We start from the raw sequence: 23,378 nt of genomic DNA, 5'->3' as shown, positions 1-23,378 counted from the left end.
CATCCGCCGCGCCTACGCGGATAGTAGGGCTGGATTGCGCTGCGCCAATCCTCCTGCGTCAGAAAAGGGCGTCGCTCTCTCCACACGTCGTTCCGGGGCGCCCGAAGGGCGAGCCCGGAACCCATAGCCACAGGCAATCGTGTGAGGCAGGCTGGTCGTGGGCACTTTGCCGCCAAACATCTGTCTGTGGCTATGGATTCCGGGCTCGCCCTTCGGGCGCCCCGGAATGACGACGGATAGCTGGCAGTGTTTGTGACGTGACAAGCGTAGCAAGCATAGGGCGGATCAGCCGAAGGCGTAATACGCCGCGCTTCACGACGAAGAACGGCGGATTACGCTCCGCTCATCCGCCCTACTGCGTGCCTCATCGAAACGCCGACACCACGATCGCCCCGACGATCGCCACCGTCAGCGTGTACTTCGCCGCGTAGTACACCGTCCGGTTCCACGCCTTCACCTTGCGCGTCGCCAGGTGAAACTCGTAAAGCTTGCCGAACACCTTGTTCAGCACGCCGACGTGCTCGCCCTCGACGTTCTGCGTCGCCGAGGCCTTGACGATGTGGTGGCTGACCCAGCGGTTGATGGCGGCGATGACGCCGAGCTTCATCGGGCGCTCGACGTCGCAGAACAGGATGATGCGGTTCTGGTCGGTCGCGTTCTCGGCGCTGTGAATGAAAGTCTCGTCGAACATGAAGGCCTCGCCGTCGCGCCAGACGCAGGGCACGCCGTCGACCAGGATGCGGCACTTGTCGGAGTTCGGCGTGACGAGCCCCAGGTGATAGCGCAGCGAGCCGGCGAAGGGATCGCGGTGGGCGCCGAGCTTGCCGCCGGGCGGCAGCATCGCGAACATCGCGCCGTGGACGTTCGGGATGGAGTTCAGCAACTCCACCGTCCTCGGGCACAGCGTGCGCGCCGACGGCAGGAAGTCGTCGTACCATTTCAGATAGAAGCGCTTCCAGCCGCTCTTGAAGAACGAGTAGAAGCCCCAGTCGTTGTTCTTGGCGGCGGCGCGGATGAAGCCTTCGTCGAACAGGCGAACCGCTTCCTCGCGGATCTCCTGCCAATTGTCGGTGAGCTTCTTGAGCTCCGGAAACTGCTCGACCGGGATCACCGGCGTGTTCGGCACGGCCGAGCCGGCATACATCAGCACATTGTAAGGAGCGAGATAGGTCGAGTGGTCGCCTATCTGGCGGGCGAAGCGCAGCCGCTCCTTGCCGCGGAAATGGACGTAGAGGGTGGCCCCGATCAGGATGTAGAGGCCGATGAGCTGTGGCGCGAAGAGCTGTCTGAGCATGCCCGGTACCCATGATCCGGCCGCTCAGAGCGTGTTGCGCAGAACCCGTGTCGCCTAATGGGCGAGATCGAAGATGGTGCTCTGATGCCGACCGCGAAAGCCACAATTTAGCCGGAAGCGCGGTGGGCCGCATCCCCCGGCACGCGGGTTGTGATGGGAAACAGATGGCAATAGTCCGTCGCCGTGCTCTGGCGGCAACAGCTGGGCTTGGCCGGCTCGGCCCTCAGCGCCGGGGCGTCACCCCCGCGCCATCTCCTGCAGCCCCTTGAAGGTCAGCCGCTTCGGATCGCGTACGCCGGCCAGATACATCCGGCGGATGAAGGCGGCGACGGCCTCGCGGTCGCACCCGGTCAGGATGACGACGGCATCCACCGCGGTCTTCTGGGCCTCCATGGGACTGGTCCTCCTGGCATTGCACCCGGCACCGCCAAGCTTTCACGACGCCGATTAACAGCGCGTTAACCGTGCGGACGGCTGCCAGTTCCCATTGCCCGGATTCGCCTCCTCGCCCAATACGCGAAACTGCTTAGTGCGCGCCGCCTTTGCTGCCGAGTTTAGCGAGGTCAACCGGGGGCCCGGTGCTCACCCTCCCCTGGAGGGGGAGGGTGAAGACACCTCGTCGCTGTATCGCGCCTTCTCCAGGCCGCCGCCGTCAGACCATGAAGAAGTCCTGGGGCGTCTCGACGCCTCGCTCATCGTCATGGTGCGAGGCGAGCTTCTGCCGCGTCGGCCGTGTCGGCGGGGTGATGACGCGCCGCTCCAGCTCTGACGACGCCGGGATCGTATCCACAAACCTCACGGCGAAGCCGTCGGGGAAGTGCCGGATCACGCGTCCGATGCAGCTGCCGACGGCGAGCGGCGTGCCGATCTCCGGCTGGATCGCCGCCGAGACGGCCGCCCCCGACATCGACGCGTCGATGACGAGACACGGGATGCAGCTGCCGTCGGCGAGCGTCAGCTCCGAATGCGGCGAGTTCGGCACGAAGCGCGCGTCGCGGCGGGAATCGCGGATCGTCGGATCCTTCTGCTTCTTCTCCAGCCAGACCAGCTTCTCGGCGAGCTTGGCGCGCTCGGCGCGCGTCATCTCCAGCTCGAGCAGGAAGCCGCCATGCACGGTGTCGCTGATCTCGCCTTCGAACTTGCCGAAATCGCGGAAGTACGAGGTCAGGCGGTCGCCGACCTTGCCGACCACGGGCACGTCGAGCAGAGCACGAAACGGCGACACGCGCGTGGTGCGGCAGGCGAAGGAGCGCAGACGCCCCTGCGGATCATACCAGTTCGGCAGCGTGTAGGTGCCGACCGTCTGGATCCGGACCGCGCGCTGCTTCAGGAATCGAGCAACCGACATTGCACGCCCCCCCTCGACCCCCATCCATCCCCATGACCCACGACGGCCCGCCGTTCACGGCGCGGCGCGGCAAATACAATTTTTGCGTGCATTTTCGAGCGGAATACAACGCGCACCAACCCAGCCATCATGCCGGGACCGTGCGCGCAAAAGCCTAAGAAATTCTGAAAATGAGGTCGGAAATCCCGCCCAACGGAATCGTATGTCCAACCGGTTTCGGCTTTCTGAAGATCCGGCCCCGTCCGATTACGGTGCAGCGCGGCATGCAGTGTCGGCATCGTGGCTCCCTCGGAGAGTACAGCGCGAACGTTTTCGCGTGGCGCGGGGGCAAGCGTGATCGGCCGATCCGCACGTCCCCGCGCGACGGCACAACCTCGTCGACGACGTCGTCGTTCCAACGCCAGCGTTGTTAGCAAACGATCAAGCTTAACGAGATGCCCACTGAGGCGCGGCTGCAACTCACGATCTCATTCTATTGCGCGCACGGCGACGGATGCGTGCAGGCGCGGCGCGTGCAAATAGCTAACACATTCGCGGCGTTTCACTATTTGCACGCTAACAACCTGTTCACCACTTGCGCAATCGTTGCTTGAGGCGAGTGCTGCAGCCCGCCTCGTTCAAGTCTGCTTATACCATTGGCGCTTAGTCGTTAGTCAGGGAGAACCGCTGTCGATCGATGCGCGCGTTTGCTCCCCGTGTATGAGTAGAAAGTAGTCCGCGCATGATGACCGCACGCATCGTGGTGTTAACCATCGCTCTCGGCGCTGGCGGCGTTGCGGCCTATCTCGTCAGCAACTCCGAAGGCCAGCAGCCGGCGCCGGCAGCGCCGGTCGTGCAGCTGCCGACCGTCGAGGTGCTCGTCGCCAAGGGCGACATCGGTCTCGGACACGCGATCAAGCCGGGCGACCTCGTCTGGCAGACCTGGCCGGAGGCCGCGAGCAACATCTTCATTCGCCGCGGCGACCGTCCCGAGGCCGCCAATCAGCTGGTCGGCTCGATCGCACGCGCCCCCTTCGTCATCGGCGAACCCATTCGCGAGCAGAAGCTGGTCAAGTCCGACGGCTCGGGCTTCATGGCCGCGATCCTGCCCGCGGGCATGCGCGCCATCTCCACCGAGATCTCGCCCGAGACCGGCGCCGGCGGCTTCATCCTGCCGAACGATCGCGTCGACGTCATCCTGTCGAAGCGCGACAAGAATCCGGACAAGCCGGGCGCTGCCGACGCCGTCAGCTCGGAGACCATCCTGACCAATGTGCGCGTGCTCGCGATCGACCAGGCGCCGAAGGAGAAGGAAGGCCAGAACACCGTCGTCGGCAAGACCGTGACGCTCGAGCTCAAGCCTGATCAGGCCGAGACGCTGGCCCGTGCACGGCAGGCCGGCACGCTGGCGCTGGCGCTGCGCAGCATCGCCGACGTGAACGCGGCCGAGACCAACACCGCCGAGGCCCAGCAACAGCAGCAGATGGCGCGGCGGGGCAACGCCATCGAGATCATTCGCTACGGGGTTTCGACCTCGCAGACCGCGCAGAAGTAAGGACGGGGAAGATGACGGGGCATCAACGCGCAAAGATGGGAATGGGGATCGTCCGCGCGCTCTCCATGTCGGCAGCCGTGGCGCTGGCGCTGACTCCGGCGATCACGCCGGTGAAGGCGGCCGAGGACAGGCTGGACACGCCGGTCGTGTCGGTCGGCTCGTCCAAGGTCCGCTACATGTCGCTCGGCATCGGCAAGTCCGTGGTCGTCGACTTTCCGCAGGACGTCAAGGACGTGCTGGTCGCCGATCCCAAGATCGCCAACGCCGTGGTCCGCTCGGCGCGGCGCGCCTACATCATCGGCGCCGCCGTCGGCCAGACCAACGTGGTGTTCTTCGACGGCGAGGGCCAGCAGGTCGCGGCCTATGACATTGCCATCAAGCGCGATCTCAACGGCGTGCGCCAGGCGCTCAGCCAGAGCATTCCCGGCGTCAAGATCGACGGCGTCGGCGACGGCGTGATCCTGACCGGCTCGGTGTCGAGCCCGGTCGAGGCGCAGCAGGCCGGCGAGATCGCGGCGAGGCTGGTCGGCGGCGCCGACAAGGTCGTCAACTCGATCGCCGTGCGCGGCCGCGACCAGGTGATGCTGAAGGTCAACGTCGCCGAGGTCAGGCGCGAGATCGTCAAGCAGCTCGGCATCGATCTCAGCGCCTCCATGACCTGGGGCACCGCGGTCGTGAACTTCAACCAGACCAACCCGTTCACGGCCTATGGCAAGTCGCTGGTGTCAGGCAACGGCCTCTCCGCCATCGGCGGCGGCAATCTGTCGTCGGTGTCCGCGACGATGCGCGCGATGGAGACCGCGGGCGTCGTCAAGACGCTGGCCGAGCCGAACCTGACCGCGATCTCCGGCGAGTCCGCGACCTTCATCGCCGGCGGCGAGTTTCCGGTCCCCGGCGGCTACGCCTGCGATCCCAAGACGGGCCTGTGCAGCACCTCGGTCATGTTCAAGAAATTCGGCATCTCGCTGAACTTCACGCCGGTGGTGCTCAGCGAAGGCCGCATCAGCCTGCGCGTCATGACCGAAGTCTCGGAGCTGTCGAACGACAACGCGATCACCGTGTCCTACGCGCTGAGCGCGGGCGCGACCTCGTCGGTGACGATCCCCGCGATCCGCACCCGCCGCGCCGAGACCACGCTCGAGATTCCCTCGGGCGGCTCGATGGCGATGGCCGGCCTGATCCAGAACCAGACCAAGCAGGCGGTCAACGGCCTGCCCGGGCTCAACCAGCTGCCGGTGCTCGGCCAGCTGTTCCGCAGCCAGGACTACGTCAACAACGAGACCGAGCTGATGGTGATGGTGACGCCCTACGTCGTGCGCGCCGTCGCCCAGAAGGAGCTGTCGCGGCCGGATGACGGCTTTGCGCCGGCGACCGATTCGGAATCGGCGCTGCTCGGCCGCATGAACCGGCTCTACGGCATCGCCGCCAAGGTCGACGCGACCACGGGGCAGCCGGCCGGCTTCGGCTTCATCATCGACTGAGACGACGGGGACCATGGGGCACGGGGGAACGATCATGTCGGGATCAATTCGGGACGGCGGACGACGGGCATCATGGCGGGCCGGCGCGCTGGCGAGCCTCGCGCTGACGCTCGGCGCCTGCAACTACACCAGCGGCGAGGTCGTCGCGACGATCCCCGACGACTACCGGATGCGCCATCCGATCGCGATCGAGGAAGGCCGGCAGTCGATCGTCGTGTTCGTCGGCCAGGGCCGCGGCGGCCTCACCGGCCCGCAGCGCGACGACGTCCTCGGCCTCGCCCGTTCCTGGAAGCGCGAGGGCACCGGCGCCATCGTCGCCGAGGTGCCGGCCGGCACGCCGAATGCGCGCGCCGCCGCCGACGTCTATCGCGACATCCGTGCCATGCTGACCGCCAGCGGCGTGCCCGCGCGCGCCATCACGATGCGCAACACCATGCCAGACGACCCGCGGCAGCTCGCCGTCATCCGGCTGAGCTATCCGAAGATCGCCGCCGTCGCCGGCCCCTGCGGATTGTGGCCGGACGATCTCGGGCCGAACATCAACAATCCCGGCTACAGCAGCAATCTGCACTATCAGAATTTCGGCTGCGCCACGCAGCGCAACCTCGCGGCGATGATCGACAACCCGGCCGACCTCGAGCAGCCGCGCTCCGAGACCGCCGCCTACACGCCGCGCCGCTCCGCTCTGTTCGAGAAGTACCGCAAGGGCGAGTCGACGGCGATCACCTATCCGGAATCCGACAAGGCCAAGCTCAGCGATACAGGCAAATGATCAAAGCGTCGCGCCACAGCCAGGATGAGCAGCCGGTGCCGAGCGGCCCGGTGCTCGACGATCACATCGCGCCGGTGCCGCGCGTCTCGGTGCAGGCATTCTGCGAGACCGACCAGACCTCGTCCGCGATCCTCGCCGCGAGCCAGGACCGCAGGCTCGGCAAGGCGCATATCACGATCAAGGCGGGCGGCATGCCGCGCGCGATCGAGACCTACAATTCTCAGCCGACGCCGAACGTCATCGTGCTGGAGACGAAGCCCGGCGGCGACATTCTCGGCGGCCTCGACGATCTCGCCAGCGTCTGCGATCCCGGCACCCGCGTGGTGCTGATCGGCAGCCCATCGGACGGCGTCGCCTATCGCGAGCTGGTCCGGCGCGGCGTCAACGACTACGTGGTCGGCCCGGTCGAGACCATCGACATCATCCGCTCGATCTGCAGCCTGTTCTCGGCCTCCGAGGCCGTCATCACCGGCCGCATCATCGCGGTGGTCGGCGCCAAGGGCGGCGTCGGCGCCTCGACGGTGGCGCACAACGTCGCCTGGAGCATGGCGCGCGACCTGACGCTGGATTCCGTCGTCATCGACCTCGACATGGCGTTCGGCACCGCCGGCCTCGACTACAACCAGGATCCGCTGCAGGGCATCGCCAACGCCATCTTCCAGCCTGATCGGCCGGACACTGCGCTGATGGATCGGCTGCTCGCCAAATGCACCGAGCATCTCAATTTGCTCGCCGCGCCGGCGACGCTCGACCGCGTCTATGATTTCGGCGCCGAGGCGTTCGACGCGATCTTCGACACGCTGCGCCTGACGCAGCAATGTATCGTGCTCGACGTGCCGCACCAATGGTCGGCCTGGACGCGCCACGCGCTGATCAATGCCGATGACATCCTGGTGGTGGCCGAGCCGGATCTCGCGAACCTGCGCAACGCCAAGAACCTGCTCGGCGTGCTCAAGGCCTCGCGCCCCAACGACCGGCCGCCGCTGTATTGCCTGAACCAGGTCGGCATGCCCAAGCGGCCGGAGATCGACCTGAAGCGCTTCGCCAAGACGGTCGAGGCCGAGCCGGTCGCGGTGATCCCGTTCGACTGCAAGCTGTTCGGCACGGCCGCCAACAACGGCCAGATGATTGCGGAGGTCGGAGCGCTGAGCCGCACGCCGAAGCTGTTCCTGGAGATCGCCAACCGGCTCACCGGCCGCGTCGATGCGAGGCCGCAGCGCAGCTCGCTGCTGGCGCCGATCGCCAGGCTGCTTGGCGCGAAATAGCGCTCAGTCGTCGGAACGGCTCAGCGCCTTCGCCAGCGCCTTGTCGGGCTGGCCGGCCACCGGGCGGTCGTGGCGCGGCGTCAGCTCGCGCTGTGCCATCTGCCTTCGCACCAGGATCTTCTTCACATAGGCGACGTTGGCATTGGCCTGCTCGGGCGGCAGCCCCGTTCGCGCGATGCTCTCCGCCTCGCTCATGCGGCCCTGCAGGCCGACGATGACGGCGAGATTGGTGCGCACCCGCGGGCTCGCCTCGGGATTTGCGCTCGCCTTGCGCAATTGCTCCTCGGCCTTCGGCAGCTCGTTGGACAGCGCATAGGACAGACCGAGATTGGACAGCACGGAAGGGTCGTCGGGGGCGATCTTGAGCGCGGTGATGTAGTACTGCCGCGCCTCCTCGTTGCGCCCCATCTGGTCGAGCGCGGCGCCCTGCGCCGAGAGGATGCGCCAGTCGGGATCCTCCGGCGAATGCGCGCGGCTGAGGACGTCGAAGGCCTGCTGGAAATTGCCGTTGTCGGCGAGCGCGCGGCCGTAGGCGGCCAGCAGAGCCTTGTTGCCGGGATTGGCGATCGTCGCCTGCTCGAGCACGGCGACCGCCTGCGAGCGTTGGCCGGTGGCGCGCAGTGCGCTGCCATAGCGAAGCGAGACCTCGGGATCGTTCGGCGCGGCGCGGAAGCGCTCGCGGAGCTGGTCGAGCTCGGCGCGCGGATCGGATGCGGCTCCGCCGGGCTTTTCGGACTTGCCGCCGAGCGCGCCGGTGATGTCGCCGAGATCGGTGGTCTGGCAGGCGCCGAGGCCGAGCAGCACGACGCCGAACGACAGCGCGAACGCGGCCGGCCGGAGCAGAGGGAGGGAGCAGGAGGGCCGCGTACGCATGCAACTGAACTACTTCGGGACCAGATGACCTGCACGCTGGCAGATTAACCCTAAGGTCCCGTTAAGCAGCCGCGCGAGGGGCGCCTCAATCGATGAATTCGGCGCCGAACTCGCAGCCGATGCGCCAGGCCAGCCGGCATTTCCGCTGGTGGTCGGGCGAGAAGACGATCGTGAACTGCGGTGGGATTTCGACGAACTCGGCGACCACCTTCACGCCGCCATCCGAAATATCCGTCACCGTGCAGTCACGCGGCAAGCTGCCGTTGCCGTAGTGTATCTTGGCAATTCTCTTGCACAGCCGACGTTCGCTCTTGCGACGGTTCGCCAACATCAACATTCGACGTCTCACCCACTCAATCGTCCATCCGGAGACTCATGCTTGTAGCGGCAAAACGTTGGGATCCGGCTAGCGCGAGGTCCGGGAATCCGGCGCCGCGGTTTGCATCTTGTTTACCATGGTCGCCTCAAACGGCCGGCAGCATGATGCCGTCGAAATACGCCGACAGCCTCCTGACATCATCGAGCGGCATGACGTCGGCGACATACTGGTCGGGCCGCACGATCACCAGGCAGCCGGCCGTACGATCGATGCCGCGCATCGCGAAGATGTCCTGGCCGCCCTTGAGATCGGGACAGAACATCTTCTCGTAGTCGATCAGGCCGTAGCGGCCCTTCCGCGGCTTGAGCAGCTCCGGCATCGTCTCGAGCGCGAGCCCGCGATGACCTTGCTGGAACACCGCGCGCAGGTCGATGACGGCATCGATATCGGCGCCGGCCGGCGTGAAGCGGCGCACGGGTGAGGCTGCATCCTCGGTCAGGAACCTGCACAGGCGGCGGATGGCGGAATCAGCCGCGGAGGGATCTTCGGCTCCGGCAAATGCGAACAGGCGGAAGCGGCCATCGGCCTGGACCACGTGGCCGAGCTCCATTGGCTTGGCGTCGCCCAGCCGGATCACGGGTGCAGAATGGAAGCGCTTGCCGATCACGAAGCCCGAAGCGAGTTGCTGGAAGGTATCGTCGCCGGTGAGGAGGGACGGCCGGTAGTGGGTCGCGGTGCCCGCGGTGTAGCGGCCGTGACGCACGAAATAGTCCTGCGTCTGCGCTGCATCCGCTCCGCCCTGCTTGGCGGCGGAGGCGAGGATCGCGGCCCATTCGCGGTCGAAATCGATCAGCTCCTGAGCGATCGCCTGCCGCTCGGCCGAGTAGCTGTGCAGCAGTTCGGGCGCGCAACGCTTGCCCAGCACGGCCGCGAGCTTCCAGCCGAGGTTGAAGGTGTCCTGCATCGACACGTTCATGCCCTGCCCTGCCTTCGGGCTGTGGGTGTGGCAGGCATCGCCGGCGATGAAGACGCGCGGCAGCCGCGTCGCCACCTCGGCCTCCGGCACGTCGTCGAACTTGTCGGTGATGCGCTGGCCGATCTCATAGACCGACCACCACGCCACCTCCTTCACCTCGAGCGTATGCGGCGCCAGGATGCGCTGCGCCTTCTCGATCAGGGTATCGACGGTGATGTTGCGGCCCGCCACGCGCTCGCCGACATCGAGCTTGGCAAGCTCGACATAGAGCCGCACCAGATAGCCCCCCTCGCGCGGGATCACCAGCAGGCTGCCGTCCCGGGCCGACTGGATCAGCGACTTGAAGCGGATGTCGGGAAAGTCAGTCACGGCGAGCACGTCCATCACGCCCCAGGCGTGATTGGCGGAATCGCCCTGCAGCTCGCGGCCGATCGCCTTGCGCACCACGCTGCGGGCGCCATCGCAGCCAATGACGTAGCGCGCTCTGATCGTTTCGACCTGGCCTTCATGCGCGGCATCGATGCGGTCGAAGCCGACGGTCACGCCATGCGCGCCCGCGGGCGCCGCGGGATCGATCGTGAGATCGCGCAGCCGCCGCGAATAATGAGGTTCGAGCCTCGATGCCGAGCGACGCATGACGTCCAGGAAGAAGTCGTGCACGCGGGCCTGGTTGAGCACGACATGCGGCATCTCCGACAGGCCGTCCTCGACGTCCTGCACGCGGCCGCTGCGGACGATCTGCGCGCTGTTGGCGTCGTCGGGCTTCCAGAACGTGGTCTCGTTGATCCAGCACGCCTCTTTCAGCACCTTCTCGGCAAAGCCATAGGCCTGGAACATCTCCATGGTGCGGCAGGCGATGCCGTCGGCCTGGCCCAGCAGCAGCCGGCCCGGCTTCTGCTCGACGATGCAGGTCTTGACGTCAGGAAAGGCGGAGAGCTGGGCGGCGAGGTTGAGCCCCGCCGGCCCGCAGCCGACGATGAGCACGTCGACCTCGGCCGGGAGCGCGCCTTGCGCGCCCTGGCTCGCCACCCGCTCGGCCGGGTCGAAGATCTCGGGATCGCCCGGCTGAAATCCGTTCAGGTGAAACTGCATGACGGCCTCCCTCGCTGTTCCTTATTGATCAGTATGCTGATCATCAGTATGCTTGTCAAGCAAGCGAAGGGAGATTCGATTGGCCGAGATGCATGACATGCCGGGCCATCTGGCGCGCCGGTTTCAGCAGATCGCGGTGGCGGTATTCCTGGCGGAGGTGGAGGCGGCCGGCTTCGACCTCACGCCGGTGCAATATGCGGCGCTGGCGGCGATCGCAGCCAATCCGGCGACCGACCAGATCACCCTGGCCGGACTGATCGCCTACGACCGGACCACCATCACCGGGGTGATCGACCGCCTCACTCAGAAGGGCCTCGTGGTCCGCCGGGCGAGTGCACGCGACCGCCGCTCGCGCGAGCTCCTGGTGACCGACGAGGGACAGCGGACGCTGCGGGCGATCACGCCGGCGGTCGAGGCAGCGCAGCGGCTGATGGTGCGCGGCCTGACCAAGACCGAGGCGCGCGAGCTGATCCGCCTGATGCAGAAGGCGATCGCCGCCGCCAACGACCTCAGCCGCGCGCCATTGCGGGAGGGCGCGGCGGAGCGGCAGTGATCGCTCGAAGCCGATCTCCAGAGGAGACAAACTCCGCCTCATCCGCCGGTCATGGACCGTCGTAGACCATAAGATACATCGTCAGGCCGCACGCGCCTTCCGCCATATATCTCCACTGTATCTCTTCGGCAGATGAACGGGCCGGTCCGCCGCGCTACGCTCTCCGGAATTGTGATGAGTTCATATTGCAGTTCATGGCGGGGAGCGCCTCATGCCCACGACCTCCGATACATCCGCTGATAGCCACGATGAGAGTGATGCTGACAGCTGCCTGTGCGGCATAGAGCACATCGAAGATGAGTTCACCTCGGATGCCGAGCTGCCGCCGGCCATCGGAGGCATCAGGATCGAGGTCGCGGCCGACGTCGATCACCATGACGACGACGAAGACGACGTCGATGGGTGCGATCTCGACTTCGGACTCGACGATGTGACGAGCGACGCGGAATTGCCTGCAGCGATCGGAGGAGTCTGACGTGGCCTTCTCACTCACATGGCTCGCTGAAGTTCTCGAGGACGCCGGCCTCAAGGTGGCCGAGCAGCCGGGATGGCGCTCCCGGGGGCGGGGCGAGATGGGCACGGTCAAAGGCGTCATCTGCCATCATACGGCGGGACCTGGACCGGAGAAGGGCGTCATGCCGAGCCTCGGCATCATCACCAATGGCCGGCCCGATCTCGCCGGGCCTCTGGCGCAGTTGGGTCTCGGACGCGACGGAACGTACTTCGTCGTCGCCGCCGGGCGCTGCAACCACGCCGGGGTCGGCATGTGGCAGGGTCTGCGCACAGGCAATGAAAGCTTCATCGGCATCGAAGCCGAGAACTCCGGCAGGACCAGTGATCCATGGCCCGCCGTTCAGCTCGACGCCTATCGTCGCGGGGTGGCCGCGATCCTCAGGAAGATCCACGCCGACCCGGTGATGTGCTGTGGCCACAAGGAGTATGCGCTGCCTCCCGGCCGCAAGAACGACCCGACATTCGACATGAACGAATTCCGGTTGCAGGTCGCCGCCATCCTTGCGGGCACGGCTCCGGCGCCGATCATCGTTCCGCCGATCGACGAGGAGAAGCGCCCGACCTTGCGGCGTGGCGCCCGCGGCGATCTCGTCCGACAACTGCAGAACGATCTCAAGATCGATGCCGACGGCATCTTCGGCGCCGGCACGGAGGCCGCGCTACGCGAATTCCAGCGCCAGCACGACATGGTTCCGGACGGGATCGCTGGTCCCAAGACCTGGGCCGCGCTCGATCAATCGCCGGGCCCGGTGCTTCCCCTGGCTGCGGCACCGGCGCTGCAGGCCTTCGCGGCGCCCGCAACGGGTCCAAGCTCGATCGACGAGCTGAAGCAGATGGCTGCCAGCAGTCCGGTCACGCGCATCAATTGGCGGGACCGGGGCGCAGCGCCCAAGGGCTATGTCGTGGGCATGGCGCTGACCTTCGGACGCGTCTACCACAAGTTCAAAGCCAACGACGCTGCCGCGCTGGACATGGCCAGCAAATCCTCCGGCAACCTCAATCGCGACGCCCTCGCCTGGTACAACGACATCTTCACCGCGGCAGGAATGAGCAACGCCGCCGACGGCGCGGAGACGTTGCGGCACCTGTTCGTCCTGATGATGGGATTGGGCATGCGCGAGAGCTCCGGCCAATATTGCGAAGGGCGCGACAGGTCGGCCGACAATGTGACGTCGGACACCGCCGAGGCCGGCCTGTTCCAGATGAGCTTCAACGCCAATCGCGCGAGCCCGCTGCTGGGGCAGATCTTCGCCAGATACAGGAACAGCCCGTCAGGCTTCCTCGCCGATTTCGGCGTCGGCGTACATTGTCGGCCGAGCAGTCTGGAAAACTTCGGCTCCGGTGACGGACTCGAATTCCAGCGGCTCTGCAAGCAGTGCCCCGCCTTCGCCGCCGAATACGCCGCGGTCGCGCTACGGCACATGCGCAAGCATTGGGGACCGATCAACCGTAAGAAGGCGGAAATCCGCGCCGAATGCGATGCCCTGCTGGCCCAGGTCGCAACGGCGATCGACCGCAATCCGGCGCTCGGCCAGGCGCTGCAGTGAACCGCAGATGAGGCCGACGGCTCGGCCGTTTACGAATACCGCATCACGCCGTCGTCCACCTTGCCGAGGCGTAGCGAGACGATGTCCAGCGCGTAATTCTGGTACAGCCGCCACGGCCGCTTCGAGCCCTGCTTGGGCAGGTCCGCGATCGAGCGCTGCACATAGCCGGAGCTGAAGCTCAGCGACGGCAGCGGCGTGACGCTGCCGTCGTCATTGTGCGGCACGCATTGGCGGTAGCCGTGCCGGTCCATGTAGTTGAGCAGACGGCAGACATACTCGCAGGTCAGGTCGCATTTCAGCGTCCAGGACGCGTTGGTGTAGCCCAGCGTCGCCGCGAGGTTCGGCACGTCGGAATACATCATGCCCTTGTAGTTCAGCGTGTTGGCAAAATCGACCTTGCGGCCGTCGACGATCACCGCGATGCCGCCGAGCACCTGCAGCACCAGCCCGGTCGCGGTGACGACGACGTCGGCTTCGAGCTCGCGGCCATCGGACAGGCGCAGGCCGCGCTCGGTGAACGTCTCGATCCCGGCGGTCACCACCGACGCCCGCTGCTCGCGGATGGTCTTGAACAGGTCGCCGTCCGGCACCAGGCACAGCCGCTGGTCCCAGGGGTTGTAGCGCGGCGTGAAATGGGTGGCGACGTCGTAGTCGGCGCCGAGCGCGGCGCGCACGCCGCCGAGGATCAGCTGCTTGACGCGTTCCGGCTTGCGCCGGCTGAGCTGGAAGAAATACATCCCGAACAGCACGTTGCGCCAGCGGATCAGGTGGTAGGCCAGGCTTGCCGGCAGATGCGCGCGCAGCTTGTTGGCGAGCGCGTCCTGTGCCGGGCGTGAGACGACATAGGTCGGCGAGCGCTGCAGCATGGTGACATGGGCGGCGGTCCTGGCCATCGCCGGCACCAGCGTCACCGCCGTGGCGCCGGAGCCGATCACGACGACGCGCTTGCCGGCATAGTCGAGATCCTCAGGCCATGCCTGCGGATGCACGATGCGGCCCCTGAAGTCGGCCATGCCCTTGAAGTCCGGCAGGTAGCCGTTCTCGTAGCGGTAGTAGCCGGAGCACATGAACAGGAAACCGCAGGTCATCAGCACGGTCTCGATCGTGCCCTGCTCCGTCTGTCGCTCGGCCTCGACGGTCCAGCGGGCGTCCGCACTCGACCATGACGCGCTGACGACGCGATGGTTGAAGCGGATGTGGCGGTCGATACCGTTCTCCGTCGCGGTGTCCCTGACATATTTCAGGATCTGCGGCCCGTCCGCGATCGCCTTCGGATCCGTCCAGGGCTTGAACGAATAGCCGAGCGTGTACATGTCGCTGTCGGAGCGGATGCCGGGATAGCGGAACAGGTCCCAGGTGCCGCCGATGGCGCCCCGCCCCTCCAGGATCGCAAAGCGCTTGGCCGGGCATTTGTGCTGCAGATGATAGGCAGCGGCGATGCCGGACAGCCCGGCGCCGACGATCAGCACGTCGACATGCTCTGTTGACATCGCCTCTGTTGACATGGCGCTTTCCTGGCGTTCCCTGGTCCAGCTTCTTGCTTCTGGCGACGAACAGTCGCAACCCTGCCAGTCCCTGTCAAATCGGCGGCGCGTTGATCGTCGGTCGACCCGCCTCCGCGGCCTGCGGGTCACGCGCATGGAGATGGACCTTGCGATGAACGCCCCCTACCCAAGCAACCACAGGCCCGGCGACGACCACAGCCGAGAGCGCGGGAGCGTGCAGGCGCAACGCCTAGCCCTCGGCTTCACGGTTGCAGCCATCGGGCTCGCGGCCTGGTCGCTCTTCCCGAGCTTTCCAGCCGGCCAGCTGATCGCGGTCGTCACGATCATCCCGCTGCTGGCGCTGGTCCTCACCCTGCGCTTTCCGGACCGGTTCCGCATCGGCCTCGGCTCCGGCTATGGCGCCAATCTCGGCACCGGCTGCATCGTGGCGGCCGGCACACTCGCCGCGCGCACGCTGTCGGACCTCAACCTCGTCAGCTGGCTGCCGCTGACGGCATTCGCGATCGCGGTCGCCCTCGTCTTCCTGATCGTCGCCGCTCGCTTCGAGACCCAACTGCGCCGGCGCGGCTGGCGGCTGCTGGTCGCGGCGCTGTTCGTCGGCGCCTACGCCTTCGGGACGCTCGGCCAGTTCAACGTAGCGCTCGACCGTTCGGCACCGGCGCTGCTGCGCAGCCGCGTTCTCGGCAAGCATGTCGGCCACAGCCGGCTCGCGACCTATCGCGTCACGCTGGAAGCCTGGGGACCGTTTGCGACGGCAACCGACGCCCATGTGGCACAGGCCTTGTACGAGCGGCTGCAACCCGGCGACACCGTGTGCCTGCGGCTGCGCGACGGTGCGTTTCGCATGGCTTGGTTCAGCGTGGCCGCGTGCCGGTGAGGCGCGGTAGGCACATTGCACGGACGAGCGAGGCTGCGTAGAATTCGTAGCCCGCATGAGCGCAGCGACATGCGGGATCTCACGCGCTATCTCGGTGAACCCGGATGTCGCCGCGCTCATCCGGGCAAAGACAGCGACCGGTTCGCATGACCGAACTTCTTCCACGCCCCTTCGCCGTCGATCATCCCGAGATTCGGGCGCTGGACGCCACCGCGCTCGACGCGCGTCCTGGCGCTGTGCTGCTGGCGCGCTCGCCGTTCTATCCGGGCGGCGGCGGTCAGTTGCCGGACCGCGGCACGATCGCGTGGAATGGCATCGTGCGGGACATCGTGGGCTTCGAGCCGACCGCTGACGGCATCTGGCACCTGATCGGGGACGATGCCATTCCCGACGGAACGATCGAGCTGCGCGTCGATGCCGCCTTTCGCCAGCGGATGTGCGAGCAACATACGGTCGCCCACCTCGTCAACAGCGCGGTCTACACGCTGTTCGACGGCGCGCTGCTGACCGGCGTCCGCATGACCGACAGCGACGAATTCAGCGCCGACTTCGACCTGCCCAAGGTGGCACCGGAGCAGCTGCGCGCCGTGGAGCACGCCGTCAACGCCGCGATCGCCGACGACCGCCCGGTGACCACCTTCGACATGGACTACGATGCCGCGCAAGCCACCGCCGGACTCTTCCGCGCCAAATCCGTCGCCCCGCCGCGCCAGGCCGACGGCCTGATCCGCATCGTCGACATCGACGGCCTCGACCGCCAGGCCTGCGGCGGCACGCATCTGGTTTCGACCGCGCGGGCGCGGCGCATCCGAATTCTGAAGGTCGACAACAAGGGCCGGCAGAACCGGAGGTTCAGGATCGGGCTGGGCGCTGCATAGACGCGCCGTGCACCGGCATGCAACGCGTTGCCGCCACGTCGTCATCGATGAAGGCCACACTGTCTCCAACGTCATTCCGGGGCGCGCGAAAGCGCGAGCCCGGAATCCATAACCACGACTGCTTGAGAGCGTAGGCGATTTCTCCACGGAGAATCTGACCCCTCATACCAGCCGGTGATCATGGATTCCGGGCTCATTCGCTTGTCCGCTGGCGCGGACCTGCGAATGCCCCGGAATGACGTGCGGACAGAGTTGGCCCTTGCGCTACCAGCGATGTCAGGGCTGGTGCACGATCACGTCGAATCCTTCCTCGGGCGTCGGCGCTACGAAGTACGACGTGAACAAGTCGAACTCCTCGTCGGTGACCGTGAAGGCGTGCCTTCCGCCGGCATTCCGCGCGCGCAGCCGCGCCTTGCAGATCTCGTCGGACACGTCGACATGATGCAGCCGGTGCGGCACCTGCGCGGCTTCGAACAGGCCGCGCATCCAGGCACGGCTCGCCAGCGTGTTGGCCGGGAAATCGAGCACGACCGAAACGCCGGCGCGCAGCAGCGCCACCACATGCGGCCCCATCACGGCACGTAGCCGGGACGAATTCCGGACATAGTCGGCGAGACTGGTCTGCTCGCCCGGATAGAGCTGTGCCAGCCAGTCGTCCTCAGCCACCGCCACGGTGGCCGGGTGCCGGCCGAGCTCGGCCGTGAGCGTCGATTTGCCGGCAGCGATCTTGCCGCACACGAGGTGCAGCGTAGGTGGGTTCGCAGACATGGATGAAGACCTCGCGTGCGACGCCGCCTCGGGCGTCAAAACGGTCGCGGACAATGTTCGCAGGCAATCGCGCCCGGCCCGACGGATCAGGCCGGGTCGGTAATTCGGCGGCGGGCGGCCGCTTCTGCGAGGTGAGCGCGAGAAGTCATCGGGCATTTGTGACAGAACCTTGCGGCGCGGTCCAGACGGTCCGCATCTCTCCGGGGCCAATGCAGATCCTGGCCTTGCCATCCGTCTATCCTCCGTCCCGGCTCTCCACGTCGTTCCATGTCGTGGAGCGACGTGGATGCCCGGGAAGGAGCCCGGGCATGACGAGTAACTAATTGCGGGTGACGCCATGGGCGAGACCGCTTTGATCGCATCCATGGGTGCTCCGACAGGCGATTGCCTGCGCATCGAGACCTAACGTCGCGGAGACCGCGCCTGCCGGCGCAGCCCTTGTTCTGCAGGCCCGACACGAATTTGGAAAAGCTCTAAGAGCAATTCCAGCTGCCGCTCCGTTGACACATTCGCGCCGTTGCCGTCTCCACTGGTGCCACGATGCATCGTGTTTGATTTTGCTTCATTGGAGGGATTGATGAGACTGACCACCGCCGCCCTGCTCGGCGCCGCACTCGCCGGCTTCGCCATCTCGCCGGCCCTGGCCGACGGCTACAAGGACTGCACCAAGCTCGACAAGGCCCAGTGGAAGCCGGCGGCCGAGGCCGAAGCGAAGGCCAAGGCGCTGGGTTACGAGGTGCGCCGCTCCAAGATCGAGGGCTCCTGCTACGAGGTCTACGGGGTCAAGGAAGGCAAGCTCTACGAGCTGTTCTACAGCCCGGAAGATCTGAGCCTGAAGCACACGGTCGCCAAGTAATCGACGCCAAGTAATCGAGACTGCGTGCGGCTCCGCTGCGCGCCGCGATCCGACGGCCATGCACGGCACAGCTCCCAGAGTCAGCGTGAAGGACCCAGACCAGGCCGAGACCGTGCTGGTCTGGGACCTGCCGTTGCGCCTGTGGCACTGGTTGCTGGCCGTGCTGGTGATCGTCGCCTGGGTCACGCCCAACGTCTATGACGGGCTGCATCGGCTGGCGGGCTATGCGATCCTCGGACTGCTGGCCTTCCGGCTGATCTGGGGCATCATCGGCACGCGCCATTCGCGCTTTCGCAGTGTCCGCGCCCGGCTGCGCGCCACACCGATCTATCTGTGGAATCTGCTGCGCGGCAAGACCGGGCGCTATCTCGGGCTCAACCCCGCGGGCACGGCAATGCAGCTGGCGCTGCTGCTGCTGCTGATCGTCTCTGCCGTGTCCGGCGCGATGCAGGTCACGGTGCGTTTCTTCGGGCTCTGGTGGGTCGAGGACACCCACGAGGTCACGTCGTATCTCCTCATCCCGCTGGTCGTGCTGCATGTCGCGGGCGTCGTGCTGGTCAGCCGCATTCAGCACGAGAACCTCGCGCGCGCGATGCTGACGGGGCGCAAGCTGATGCGGCGCAGGCCGCGTTCGGACATTCCGCCTTCCGAATCCTGACCGGCTCAGCCGCGCACGGCGTAAGGCGTCTGGGCGAGGCGGTCAGCGCCTATGGCGAGATCGCGTTGCGCGTCCGCCAGCGCCTTTCGCTCCCGCTTTTCCTCGGGCAACGACCAGATTGCATCATCCGGCGCATAGTCCCGGATCAGCCGGGTGCCACCGACGATGATCTCGATGGTGCTCATGACATCAGCTCCACGAACCAGTTCCGACAGCGTACGCCGCGCCTCTGACGCCGGCAACTGATCGTCTTTCATGGTTGGGATTTGACGCTGCGCGGCGCGCGGTGCGCAGGCTGAACCGCTGGTCGAGGCGCCGCTCGGCGGAACTCCGAATCGTTGCACTCAAGACACAGTTCCCGCAAAAGGTGCCGGCCACACGCGCTGTGGTGTTGCGCCCGGCCGGCTAGCACCGAACAATCGCAGGTATCGGATGCCTGACCGCTCCTGTTCGCAGGGGCCTGGATTCTAGGAGGCCGGATGATGAGCTCTCAGCAGTTCACCACGCGTGCGTTGTGCCGATCGGTTGTCCTCGCAGGCTGCGTCATGGCCTGGCCTGCAGCCGCCGCCGAACCGGAGGCAATGACGACGCCGGTCGTCGCGGAGGTCACGGCCTCGACGACCGCCGAGCCGATGACCCCGCCGTCGCTGTCGCCAGAGACGGCGCTGACGACGGCATCGATTACGCCCTCGACCGTATTGCCTGCGGAAGAGGCGGCATTGCCGACGGCGCCGGGCGAAACGCCCAAGTCCACCGTCGCCAGCGCCGATCGCATCGAGATCCTCGACGAGTGCCCCGACATCGACGCCTGCGTCGATCGCTATCTGTTTGCGCTGTATGAGCGCGCGCCGAAGCTCGACAAGATCCGGGAGACCGAGCGCCGCGTCGTCACGGTCAAGCGCAAGGGCCGGATGGTGAAGGTGACGCGCAGCTTCACCAGGCTCGTCGACAACGATTTCACCTGGAAGGATCCCAAGGCCGCCGAGCGGGTCGGCCGCAGCATGGCGGAATATGTCATCGGCGGCATGGACCGCAGCTTCAAGCTGAAGCTGTTTCATACGCTGCACGCCGCCGAGGCGGCAGGCCTCGCGCCCGGCATCACCAGCGGCTTCCGCGACGACTATCGCCAGGAGATCGCGAGCGGGCTGAAGGCGGCGACCAACCGCTCCTATCACGGCGGCAGCCTGCGCGGCGGCTATGGCCATGGCCTCGCCGCCGACATCGTCAGCGTCAACGGCGCGACGCGCGCCCAGCGCTGGGTCGCAACCGAGCAGCTGTGGAAATGGGTCGACGCCAACGGCAAGAGTTTCGGCGTCGGCCGGCCCTATCTCGATCGCGACCCGCCGCATGTCGGCCCTGTCGACGGCGAGGAATATAGCAAGCACCGCACGCCGGCCGTGAAGGTGGCTGCGGCCGAGACGCGGAAGCACAAGCGTATCGCCGCGCGTCAGGAGCATCATGCGGCGAAGCGCGCGAAGGCCGTGCGTGCCTCGGCGCTGGGCTCGCGGCGGACCGGCTGACGCAGGCCACGCGGACCGATCGATCGACTGTCGGGGCGGCGATCGGCCATCCGGGACAGGCGGGGACAAGAGGCGCTATGGTGACGATCCCGCCCCTGCCGCCTCGTGAGTAGATCATGCCGTCACACCTGCCGCCCGAGCCCGCTGATGCCGCCGCACGGCGCGCCGTCCGCCCTGCCATAGTCTATCCCGCCGGCACGCTGCCGCGGCCGGACATGGCGATGCTCGAGGCCGCGCGGCAGACGATGACCAAGATCGACGAAGTGATCGTGCCGCCGCGCGATGCGCGCTGCTTTCGGGTCGCGCGCGGACAGTTCTTCCGCATCGTCAGCGTCGAGGGCCCGCAGGTCGGCGACCTCAATCTGTGGAATGCGCATGATTTGTCCGAGCGCTTCTTCAGCGGCAAGACACGGGCGTTGCATGCCACGCACGTCTCGACCGGCGACCGGCTGTGGAGCACGATGCCGAGCCTGCGGCCGATGGCCACGATCAGCCACGACACGCTCGGCTGGTACGGCTTCGATGCCGACGGCGCCGGCATCCACGATGTGATCGGCACGCGCTGCGATCCCTATACCAACCGGCTGCTCAGCGGCGGCGCTTACGATTTCTGCTGCCATTCGAACCTGGCGCGTGCGCTGGCCGGCGAGTTGAAGACGGAGCCGCGGGCCGTCGAGCAGCACGTGCACGACGTGCTCAACGTCTTCATGTGCACCGGCTTCACCCGCGATACGCATCAGTACTTCATGAAGGCGAGCCCGGTGCGGCCCGACGACTACATCGAATTCCTGGCCGAGATCGACCTGCTCGGCGCGCTCTCGGCCTGCCCGGGCGGCGACTGCGGCGCGACGCATTCGAGCGATGCCGCGGCCTGCCATCCGCTGCACATCGAGATCTACGAGCCCGACCGGACAAAGCTGGCCGGCTGGCCGTGGCCGTCGCCCAGCGACTATCACCGCGGCCACGGCGCGCAGCCGGCGCGCTGACCGCACCGCGACGGCTCCGGAAGGCACCAACGCAAAAGGCCGGGGCAATGCCCCGGCCTTCGCCATATCAGCCGCGCGGTGCGCCGGATATCAGTAGCGGTAGTGGTCCGACTTGAACGGGCCTTCCTGCTTGACGCCGATATAGGAGGCCTGGTCGGGGCGCAGCTTGGTCAGGTTCACACCGATCTTGGCGAGATGCAGCATCGCCACCTTCTCGTCCAGCGACTTCGGCAGCACATAGACTTCCTTCTTGTACTTGCCGTCCTTGTTGTTGGCGTAGAGCTCGATCTGCGCCAGGGTCTGGTTGGTGAAGGACGCCGACATCACGAAGGACGGATGGCCCATCGCATTGCCGAGGTTCACGAGGCGGCCTTCGGACAAGAGGATCATGCGCTTGCCGTCGGGGAAGGTGATCTCGTCGACCTGCGGCTTGATGTTGGTCCACTTCAGGTTCTTCAGCGAGGCGACCTGGATCTCGTTGTCGAAGTGGCCGATGTTGCAGACGATGGCGCGATCCTTCATCGCGCGCATGTGCTCGATGGTGATGATGTCCTTGTTGCCGGTGGCGGTCACGAAGATGTCGGCGCGCGGGGCTGCGTCCTCCATCGTCACCACCTCGTAGCCCTCCATCGCCGCCTGCAGCGCGCAGATCGGATCGATCTCGGAGACCATCACGCGGCAGCCGGCCTGGCGCAGCGAGGCGGCCGAGCCCTTGCCGACGTCGCCGAAGCCGGCGACCATCGCGACCTTGCCCGACATCATCACGTCGGTGCCGCGGCGGATGCCGTCGACCAGCGACTCGCGGCAGCCATAGAGATTGTCGAACTTCGACTTGGTGACGCTGTCGTTGACGTTGATCGCCGGCCACAGCAGCGTGCCGGCCTTCTGCATGTCGTACAGGCGATGCACGCCCGTGGTGGTCTCTTCCGAGACGCCCTTGATCGACGCCGCGATGGCAGCGAAGTAGCCCTTCGGCTTCTCCTTGAGCTGCTTCTTCAGCAGCGCGAAGAACACTTCCTCTTCCTCGGAGGCCGGCTTGTCGAGGAACGCCGTATCGCCGTTCTCGGCGCGCAGACCGAGATGGACGTACATGGTGGCGTCGCCGCCGTCGTCGAGGATCATGTTCGGATGGCCGCCGCCGTGCCAGTCGAACAGCTTGGCGGTGTAGTCCCAGTAGTCGACCAGCGTCTCGCCCTTGATGGCGAACACCGGAATGCCGGCGGCGGCGATCGCGGCGGCGGCGTGGTCCTGAGTCGAATAGATGTTGCAGGAGACCCAGCGGATGTCGGCGCCGAGCGCCTTCAGCGTCTCGATCAGCACCGCGGTCTGGATGGTCATGTGCAGCGAGCCCGCGATGCGCGCGCCCTTGAGCGGCTGCTTCGGGCCATACTCCTCGCGCGTCGCCATCAGGCCGGGCATCTCGGTCTCAGCGAGCGAGATCTCCTTGCGGCCGAACTCGGCGAGCGACATGTCCTTGACGATGTATTCGTTAAAACCTGGCTTGGCGGTCATGTGGGTTTCCTGGTCGGATGTATTCGGACGGGGTCGTGACGAAACGAAAAGAGACGCGTCGAGGCGCAGTCTGGATCACCGCCCCCGGACTTTCGGGGATAGGAGACGGCGGCCTTCTGCCGTCGTCCTTGGCTTGGTCAAACCGATGCATGGCATCGGTCATGGGATGAGAGGCAGCCGCACGCATGGTGCGAACTGTTGCCCCTGTCCCCCACCCGGACTGCATTGATCGATGCAATCCGATCTCTCCC

23 protein-coding genes are annotated in these 23,378 nt (G+C 66.4%); 13 read left to right on the top strand and 10 right to left on the bottom strand.

Features of this window, described 5'->3' with window-relative positions; all coding sequences use genetic code 11:
• Positions 1-364: 364 nt before the first annotated feature.
• The 3 genes from HL666_RS16560 to HL666_RS16550 all read right to left on the bottom strand — a co-directional run bounded on the left by HL666_RS16560 (position 365) and on the right by HL666_RS16550 (position 2,642).
• Positions 365-1,294, bottom strand: a complete 930-nt coding sequence (locus HL666_RS16560) for an aspartyl/asparaginyl beta-hydroxylase domain-containing protein (RefSeq protein WP_172132973.1) — start codon at positions 1,292-1,294, stop codon at positions 365-367.
• A 237-nt stretch (positions 1,295-1,531) separates the two neighbouring features.
• Positions 1,532-1,687: a hypothetical protein gene (locus HL666_RS16555; RefSeq protein WP_172112695.1), complete on the bottom strand. Its 156-nt coding sequence runs from the start codon at positions 1,685-1,687 to the stop codon at positions 1,532-1,534.
• A 259-nt stretch (positions 1,688-1,946) separates the two neighbouring features.
• Positions 1,947-2,642 (bottom strand): PilZ domain-containing protein, encoded by a 696-nt coding sequence (locus HL666_RS16550; RefSeq protein WP_172112694.1) that lies wholly within the window; start codon positions 2,640-2,642, stop codon positions 1,947-1,949.
• A 721-nt stretch (positions 2,643-3,363) separates the two neighbouring features.
• Here HL666_RS16550 and cpaB point away from each other — a divergent pair.
• The 4 genes from cpaB to HL666_RS16530 are packed head-to-tail and all read left to right on the top strand — an operon-like array spanning position 3,364 to position 7,694.
• Positions 3,364-4,176: a Flp pilus assembly protein CpaB gene (gene cpaB, locus HL666_RS16545; RefSeq protein WP_172112693.1), complete on the top strand. Its 813-nt coding sequence runs from the start codon at positions 3,364-3,366 to the stop codon at positions 4,174-4,176.
• An 11-nt stretch (positions 4,177-4,187) separates the two neighbouring features.
• Positions 4,188-5,657 carry a type II and III secretion system protein family protein gene (locus HL666_RS16540; RefSeq protein ID WP_172182447.1) on the top strand — a complete coding sequence of 490 codons (1,470 nt, stop codon included), beginning with the start codon at positions 4,188-4,190 and terminating at the stop codon, positions 5,655-5,657.
• A gap of 34 nt (positions 5,658-5,691) precedes the next feature.
• The gene (locus HL666_RS16535) at positions 5,692-6,429 is read left to right on the top strand and encodes a CpaD family pilus assembly protein (protein ID WP_172182445.1); all 738 of its coding nucleotides are present in this window, start codon (positions 5,692-5,694) and stop codon (positions 6,427-6,429) included.
• Entirely contained in the window at positions 6,426-7,694 is a 1,269-nt protein-coding gene (locus HL666_RS16530) for a CpaE/TadZ family protein (protein WP_172112690.1), read from the top strand. Before HL666_RS16535 ends, HL666_RS16530 begins: the two co-directional genes overlap by 4 nt.
• Positions 7,695-7,697: 3 nt before the next feature.
• On the opposite strand, the gene HL666_RS16525 is transcribed toward HL666_RS16530, so the two are convergent.
• The 3 genes from HL666_RS16525 to HL666_RS16515 all read right to left on the bottom strand — a co-directional run bounded on the left by HL666_RS16525 (position 7,698) and on the right by HL666_RS16515 (position 10,954).
• Positions 7,698-8,567: a tetratricopeptide repeat protein gene (locus HL666_RS16525; RefSeq protein ID WP_172182443.1), complete on the bottom strand. Its 870-nt coding sequence runs from the start codon at positions 8,565-8,567 to the stop codon at positions 7,698-7,700.
• A gap of 85 nt (positions 8,568-8,652) precedes the next feature.
• Complete coding sequence (locus HL666_RS16520) at positions 8,653-8,898, bottom strand: PilZ domain-containing protein (protein ID WP_172112826.1); 246 nt, start codon at positions 8,896-8,898, stop codon at positions 8,653-8,655.
• Between the two features lie 133 nt (positions 8,899-9,031).
• A complete protein-coding gene (locus HL666_RS16515) occupies positions 9,032-10,954 on the bottom strand; it encodes an FAD-binding monooxygenase (RefSeq protein ID WP_172182441.1) in 1,923 nt (640 codons plus the stop codon).
• A gap of 97 nt (positions 10,955-11,051) precedes the next feature.
• Between HL666_RS16515 and HL666_RS16510 the strand changes: the two genes are divergently transcribed.
• From HL666_RS16510 to HL666_RS16500, 3 genes are all read left to right on the top strand, one after another.
• The gene (locus HL666_RS16510; protein WP_172112825.1) at positions 11,052-11,507 is read left to right on the top strand and encodes a MarR family transcriptional regulator; all 456 of its coding nucleotides are present in this window, start codon (positions 11,052-11,054) and stop codon (positions 11,505-11,507) included.
• 211 nt (positions 11,508-11,718) lie between these two features.
• On the top strand, positions 11,719-11,982 hold the full coding sequence (locus HL666_RS16505; RefSeq protein WP_172132967.1) for a hypothetical protein: 264 nt from the start codon (positions 11,719-11,721) through the stop codon (positions 11,980-11,982).
• 1 nt (position 11,983) lies between these two features.
• Positions 11,984-13,567, top strand: a complete 1,584-nt coding sequence (locus HL666_RS16500; RefSeq protein WP_172182439.1) for a peptidoglycan recognition protein family protein — start codon at positions 11,984-11,986, stop codon at positions 13,565-13,567.
• Between the two features lie 29 nt (positions 13,568-13,596).
• Here HL666_RS16500 and HL666_RS16495 read toward each other — a convergent pair whose 3' ends face one another.
• The gene (locus HL666_RS16495; protein WP_172182806.1) at positions 13,597-15,057 is read right to left on the bottom strand and encodes a flavin-containing monooxygenase; all 1,461 of its coding nucleotides are present in this window, start codon (positions 15,055-15,057) and stop codon (positions 13,597-13,599) included.
• 166 nt (positions 15,058-15,223) lie between these two features.
• On the opposite strand from HL666_RS16495, the gene HL666_RS16490 reads away from it, so the two are divergent.
• Both HL666_RS16490 and HL666_RS16485 read left to right on the top strand, forming a co-directional pair.
• Positions 15,224-15,949, top strand: a complete 726-nt coding sequence (locus tag HL666_RS16490) for a hypothetical protein (protein WP_172182437.1) — start codon at positions 15,224-15,226, stop codon at positions 15,947-15,949.
• A 146-nt stretch (positions 15,950-16,095) separates the two neighbouring features.
• Positions 16,096-16,827: an alanyl-tRNA editing protein gene (locus tag HL666_RS16485; protein WP_172182435.1), complete on the top strand. Its 732-nt coding sequence runs from the start codon at positions 16,096-16,098 to the stop codon at positions 16,825-16,827.
• A 276-nt stretch (positions 16,828-17,103) separates the two neighbouring features.
• Here HL666_RS16485 and HL666_RS16480 read toward each other — a convergent pair whose 3' ends face one another.
• Positions 17,104-17,595, bottom strand: coding sequence for a P-loop nucleotide/nucleoside kinase family protein (locus HL666_RS16480; protein ID WP_172182433.1), 492 nt, complete (start codon positions 17,593-17,595; stop codon positions 17,104-17,106).
• A 577-nt stretch (positions 17,596-18,172) separates the two neighbouring features.
• On the opposite strand from HL666_RS16480, the gene HL666_RS16475 reads away from it, so the two are divergent.
• Both HL666_RS16475 and HL666_RS16470 read left to right on the top strand, forming a co-directional pair.
• A complete protein-coding gene (locus tag HL666_RS16475; protein WP_172112682.1) occupies positions 18,173-18,451 on the top strand; it encodes a PepSY domain-containing protein in 279 nt (92 codons plus the stop codon).
• A 58-nt stretch (positions 18,452-18,509) separates the two neighbouring features.
• Complete coding sequence (locus HL666_RS16470) at positions 18,510-19,109, top strand: cytochrome b/b6 domain-containing protein (RefSeq protein ID WP_172182431.1); 600 nt, start codon at positions 18,510-18,512, stop codon at positions 19,107-19,109.
• Positions 19,110-19,114: 5 nt separating this feature from the next.
• On the opposite strand, the gene HL666_RS16465 is transcribed toward HL666_RS16470, so the two are convergent.
• Positions 19,115-19,294, bottom strand: a complete 180-nt coding sequence (locus HL666_RS16465) for a hypothetical protein (protein WP_172112680.1) — start codon at positions 19,292-19,294, stop codon at positions 19,115-19,117.
• 294 nt (positions 19,295-19,588) lie between these two features.
• Between HL666_RS16465 and HL666_RS16460 the strand changes: the two genes are divergently transcribed.
• Both HL666_RS16460 and HL666_RS16455 read left to right on the top strand, forming a co-directional pair.
• Positions 19,589-20,629 (top strand): M15 family metallopeptidase domain-containing protein, encoded by a 1,041-nt coding sequence (locus HL666_RS16460; protein WP_172182429.1) that lies wholly within the window; start codon positions 19,589-19,591, stop codon positions 20,627-20,629.
• 116 nt (positions 20,630-20,745) lie between these two features.
• Positions 20,746-21,615 carry an urea carboxylase-associated family protein gene (locus HL666_RS16455; protein WP_172182427.1) on the top strand — a complete coding sequence of 290 codons (870 nt, stop codon included), beginning with the start codon at positions 20,746-20,748 and terminating at the stop codon, positions 21,613-21,615.
• Positions 21,616-21,705: 90 nt separating this feature from the next.
• Here HL666_RS16455 and ahcY read toward each other — a convergent pair whose 3' ends face one another.
• Positions 21,706-23,127 carry an adenosylhomocysteinase gene (gene ahcY, locus HL666_RS16450; RefSeq protein ID WP_172182425.1) on the bottom strand — a complete coding sequence of 474 codons (1,422 nt, stop codon included), beginning with the start codon at positions 23,125-23,127 and terminating at the stop codon, positions 21,706-21,708.
• Positions 23,128-23,378 lie beyond the last annotated feature (251 nt).

The organism is Bradyrhizobium aeschynomenes (genome assembly GCF_013178945.1).
GTDB lineage: Bacteria > Pseudomonadota > Alphaproteobacteria > Rhizobiales > Xanthobacteraceae > Bradyrhizobium > Bradyrhizobium aeschynomenes.
Note: the sequence above shows the minus strand (reverse complement) of the source record. Positions and strands in the feature narration are given on the sequence as shown.

Bases quoted from the DNA above. Each gene is read 5' to 3' on its own strand.
- HL666_RS16525 (WP_172182443.1), bottom strand. From the start codon at position 8,567: ATGCGTACGCGGCCCTCCTGCTCCCTCCCTCTGCTCCGGCCGGCCGCG.
- ahcY (WP_172182425.1), bottom strand. From the start codon at position 23,127: ATGACCGCCAAGCCAGGTTTTAACGAATACATCGTCAAGGACATGTCG.
- HL666_RS16460 (WP_172182429.1), top strand. From the start codon at position 19,589: ATGATGAGCTCTCAGCAGTTCACCACGCGTGCGTTGTGCCGATCGGTT.
- HL666_RS16530 (WP_172112690.1), top strand. From the start codon at position 6,426: ATGATCAAAGCGTCGCGCCACAGCCAGGATGAGCAGCCGGTGCCGAGC.
- HL666_RS16540 (WP_172182447.1), top strand. From the start codon at position 4,188: ATGACGGGGCATCAACGCGCAAAGATGGGAATGGGGATCGTCCGCGCG.
- cpaB (WP_172112693.1), top strand. From the start codon at position 3,364: ATGATGACCGCACGCATCGTGGTGTTAACCATCGCTCTCGGCGCTGGC.
- HL666_RS16555 (WP_172112695.1), bottom strand. From the start codon at position 1,687: ATGGAGGCCCAGAAGACCGCGGTGGATGCCGTCGTCATCCTGACCGGG.
- HL666_RS16505 (WP_172132967.1), top strand. From the start codon at position 11,719: ATGCCCACGACCTCCGATACATCCGCTGATAGCCACGATGAGAGTGAT.
- HL666_RS16495 (WP_172182806.1), bottom strand. From the start codon at position 15,057: ATGTCAACAGAGCATGTCGACGTGCTGATCGTCGGCGCCGGGCTGTCC.
- HL666_RS16515 (WP_172182441.1), bottom strand. From the start codon at position 10,954: ATGCAGTTTCACCTGAACGGATTTCAGCCGGGCGATCCCGAGATCTTC.
- HL666_RS16550 (WP_172112694.1), bottom strand. From the start codon at position 2,642: ATGTCGGTTGCTCGATTCCTGAAGCAGCGCGCGGTCCGGATCCAGACG.
- HL666_RS16510 (WP_172112825.1), top strand. From the start codon at position 11,052: ATGCCGGGCCATCTGGCGCGCCGGTTTCAGCAGATCGCGGTGGCGGTA.
- HL666_RS16520 (WP_172112826.1), bottom strand. From the start codon at position 8,898: ATGTTGGCGAACCGTCGCAAGAGCGAACGTCGGCTGTGCAAGAGAATT.
- HL666_RS16535 (WP_172182445.1), top strand. From the start codon at position 5,692: ATGTCGGGATCAATTCGGGACGGCGGACGACGGGCATCATGGCGGGCC.
- HL666_RS16490 (WP_172182437.1), top strand. From the start codon at position 15,224: ATGAACGCCCCCTACCCAAGCAACCACAGGCCCGGCGACGACCACAGC.
- HL666_RS16455 (WP_172182427.1), top strand. From the start codon at position 20,746: ATGCCGTCACACCTGCCGCCCGAGCCCGCTGATGCCGCCGCACGGCGC.
- HL666_RS16485 (WP_172182435.1), top strand. From the start codon at position 16,096: ATGACCGAACTTCTTCCACGCCCCTTCGCCGTCGATCATCCCGAGATT.
- HL666_RS16475 (WP_172112682.1), top strand. From the start codon at position 18,173: ATGAGACTGACCACCGCCGCCCTGCTCGGCGCCGCACTCGCCGGCTTC.
- HL666_RS16470 (WP_172182431.1), top strand. From the start codon at position 18,510: ATGCACGGCACAGCTCCCAGAGTCAGCGTGAAGGACCCAGACCAGGCC.
- HL666_RS16560 (WP_172132973.1), bottom strand. From the start codon at position 1,294: ATGCTCAGACAGCTCTTCGCGCCACAGCTCATCGGCCTCTACATCCTG.
- HL666_RS16480 (WP_172182433.1), bottom strand. From the start codon at position 17,595: ATGTCTGCGAACCCACCTACGCTGCACCTCGTGTGCGGCAAGATCGCT.
- HL666_RS16465 (WP_172112680.1), bottom strand. From the start codon at position 19,294: ATGAGCACCATCGAGATCATCGTCGGTGGCACCCGGCTGATCCGGGAC.